This is a genomic window from Limnobacter sp. SAORIC-690, from assembly GCF_002954425.1.
In the GTDB taxonomy this organism is placed as follows: domain Bacteria; phylum Pseudomonadota; class Gammaproteobacteria; order Burkholderiales; family Burkholderiaceae_B; genus Limnobacter; species Limnobacter profundi.
This window is the reverse complement of record NZ_MQVZ01000004.1, coordinates 1-2,508: the sequence shown is the minus strand read 5'-3', so window position 1 is coordinate 2,508 and position 2,508 is coordinate 1. Positions and strand designations below refer to the sequence as shown.

Sequence of the window (2,508 nt, the reverse complement as noted above, 5' to 3'; positions counted from 1 at the left end):
CACGGCGGCGGTCAGTGCGTCCGGCGCTGTGCCTGGATCAAGGGCGAGCTGGGCCGCGCCCTTGGCATAGGACACTATGGCAGATTGGACGCCGGGTACTTTTTCCAGCGCTTCCTTGACGTGCGCCGCGCACGAGTCGCAGGTCATGCCGGTGATTTTTAGATGGGTCATGCGACAGATCCTTTTTCGTTTGTGGTAGCAGACAAGGGCGTCAGATGTGCTGCGCTGCCGTTTTCAGTGCCTCACTTCTTGACGCTGGACGGATAGCCTGCGTCTTCGGTGGCCTTGGTCAGCTTCTGCACGCTGGTCTTGGCATCATCGAAGGTGACAACCGCTTCGCGTGTCTCGAAGGTCACGTTAACTTTGCTGACGCCTTCGACCTTGGAAATCGCCTTCTTGACGGTGATCGGGCAGGTGGAGCAGGTCATGCCCGGTACGGACAGCGTGACGGTCTGGGTGGCGGCCCACACGGGGGCAACAACGGCAGCGAGGGCGAGGGCGGCAAACAGTTTTTTCATGATGAACTCCTGTGATTAATAGAAAAATGGCATGACGTAGGGAAATCCGAGCGCGACCAGGACCAGCGCGGCCACGATCCAGAAAATGAGCTTGTAAGTAGCTCGCACTTGGGGAATCGCGCAGACCTCACCCGGTTTGCAGCTTGCGCCGGTCGGTAGATGCGCCGCCAGGCGAAAAACAGCGCGACCAGCGCTGCGCCGATGAAGATCGGGCGATAGGGTTCCAGCACCGTCAGGTTGCCGATCCATGCCCCGCTGAACCCCAAGGCGATCAAAACCAGCGGCCCCAGGCAGCAGGCCGACGCAAGAATGGCGGCCAGCCCACCGGCGAAGAGCGCGCCGCGCCCGTTTTGTGGTTCAGACATACGCTTGTCCTTTCAAATTTGGTTTGGATAGCTTAAGCTTACTTCCGTAGTTATGTACGGAGTCAAGCGATATGCAAATTAATTTTGAGAATCTGACCATTGGCGTTTTTGCCAAGGCGGCCGGGGTCAATGTGGAGACCATCCGGTTCTACCAGCGCAAGGGCCTGCTGCCGGAGCCAGACAAGCCCTATGGCAGCATTCGCCGCTATGGCGAGGCGGATGTAACACGAGTGCGGTTCGTGAAATCGGCCCAGCGGCTGGGCTTTAGCCTGGACGAAATCGCCGAGCTACTGCGGCTGGAGGATGGCACCCATTGCGAGGAAGCCAGCGGCCTGGCCGAGCACAAGCTTCAGGATGTGCGCGAGAAGATGGCCGACTTGGCACGCATGGAGGTCGTGCTGTCTGAACTGGTGTGCGCCTGCCATGCGCGGAAAGGGAACGTTTCCTGCCCGCTGATTGCGTCACTGCAAGACGGAACGAAGCTCGCTGCATCGGCGCGGGGGAGTCACGGGGTGACTACGCCTTAGCGTGCTTTATTTTCCGTTTTCTGAGACGACCCCATAAAGTAAACGCGGGGTTGGCGTCGAATTAACACCAACCCTTACTCCTTTCATTAGCTTGCATCGCCTTCGGTGAGGTCAACACCTTTAATGGTACTAAGCACTTCGGCCCGAGACTTCGAAGGCTCGAATTGCTGTGTCAACACAGTAGAGTCTCCAGCCAGGGGTTTGAACTGGCCTGAAGCTATAGCTTGTTGATACTCCTTTAGCACTGTCGCTTGGGTGGCCGATTTACCTTGGCTGATCAGTGCCACGTGGTCAGTGCCATCACCGTGATCTGTAGGGCCACTGGCCAAGGCAAAAGCTGGAAGCGTTGCGGAAATGGCAAACACTGTGGATGCGATCAATTGACGTGTTTTCATGGTAAATCTCCTTGTGTGTATCAGTTTGGGTTTCGCCTCGGCTTTTAATCAAGCTTTGGCATGACTCACACTTTACGCAGGGACGAATGACCAGATCCTCTCAATTGAATTACAAATTTGTAACAAACCAAAATACTAACCGGTATACACCAGCGCGAACAAAACATCTTCATCCGTTAAAATGATGAGTTGAATGTTGCAATGACCTGCTCTCTAAACTGACCAGCCCATTCCAACCGAGTACGGGAATACCTCACTGGTTCAGAATCGAAAATCTCTGGTTGAAGCGTTAGGTGCAAGTCATTATTGCAGCGAATTTCCGAATAGTCGTCGAGCTTTGTTGAAGCATCAAAAGTCCTGCCGATCCTTTGTTCTGCGGCTACACGTGGACGGTAACTATCAAATTGAACAACACGAGACTCCGGGATTTCATGGTGAAGATCATTTGCAAACTCGACTAGAGTTGGCTCAGCAAAAACAAACATCCAACCATCTTTATCGACATCATTGGTCATACGCAATATTCGACCCAAAACCTGTCGAAAATGCATTTCTGTTTTGACGATACTGAGGTGGCAACACACTTGTAATCTTGGAATATCAGTACCCTCGCTAATCATTCCAACGCTGACAATCCACTGTTCATTAGAGTGCCTAAATGTATCAATCGTTTTTGAGGCATCGTGATCTCTGTAGGTCACAA

5 protein-coding genes and 1 pseudogene are annotated in these 2,508 nt (G+C 53.5%); 1 reads left to right on the top strand and 5 read right to left on the bottom strand.

Features of this window, described 5'->3' with window-relative positions; all coding sequences use genetic code 11:
• The 3 genes and pseudogenes from BSZ31_RS16645 to merT form a co-directional block, all read right to left on the bottom strand.
• Positions 1 to 171 (bottom strand): cation transporter (locus BSZ31_RS16645; RefSeq protein ID WP_206018664.1); only part of this gene is annotated, 171 nt, incomplete at its 3' end.
• A gap of 71 nt (positions 172 to 242) precedes the next feature.
• Entirely contained in the window at positions 243 to 518 is a 276-nt protein-coding gene (gene merP / locus BSZ31_RS16640; RefSeq protein WP_033896065.1) for a mercury resistance system periplasmic binding protein MerP, read from the bottom strand.
• Positions 519 to 533: 15 nt separating this feature from the next.
• Positions 534 to 883 (bottom strand): annotated as a pseudogene (merT, locus tag BSZ31_RS16635) (mercuric ion transporter MerT).
• Positions 884 to 954: 71 nt separating this feature from the next.
• Between merT and merR the strand changes: the two are divergent.
• Positions 955 to 1,410: an Hg(II)-responsive transcriptional regulator gene (merR, locus tag BSZ31_RS16630; protein WP_105029935.1), complete on the top strand. Its 456-nt coding sequence runs from the start codon at positions 955 to 957 to the stop codon at positions 1,408 to 1,410.
• An 86-nt stretch (positions 1,411 to 1,496) separates the two neighbouring features.
• Here the strand turns inward: merR and BSZ31_RS16625 are convergent, their stop codons facing one another.
• Positions 1,497 to 1,805, bottom strand: a complete 309-nt coding sequence (locus tag BSZ31_RS16625) for a hypothetical protein (RefSeq protein ID WP_105029934.1) — start codon at positions 1,803 to 1,805, stop codon at positions 1,497 to 1,499.
• 176 nt (positions 1,806 to 1,981) lie between these two features.
• Positions 1,982 to 2,508: helicase-related protein (locus tag BSZ31_RS16620; protein ID WP_369907295.1), on the bottom strand; the 527-nt coding region annotated here is incomplete at its 5' end.

What these genes read in the sequence shown, in the direction of transcription:
- merP (WP_033896065.1), bottom strand. Translation starts at nt 518, where the DNA reads ATGAAAAAACTGTTTGCCGCCCTCGCCCTCGCTGCCGTTGTTGCCCCC.
- merR (WP_105029935.1), top strand. Translation starts at nt 955, where the DNA reads ATGCAAATTAATTTTGAGAATCTGACCATTGGCGTTTTTGCCAAGGCG.
- BSZ31_RS16625 (WP_105029934.1), bottom strand. Translation starts at nt 1,805, where the DNA reads ATGAAAACACGTCAATTGATCGCATCCACAGTGTTTGCCATTTCCGCA.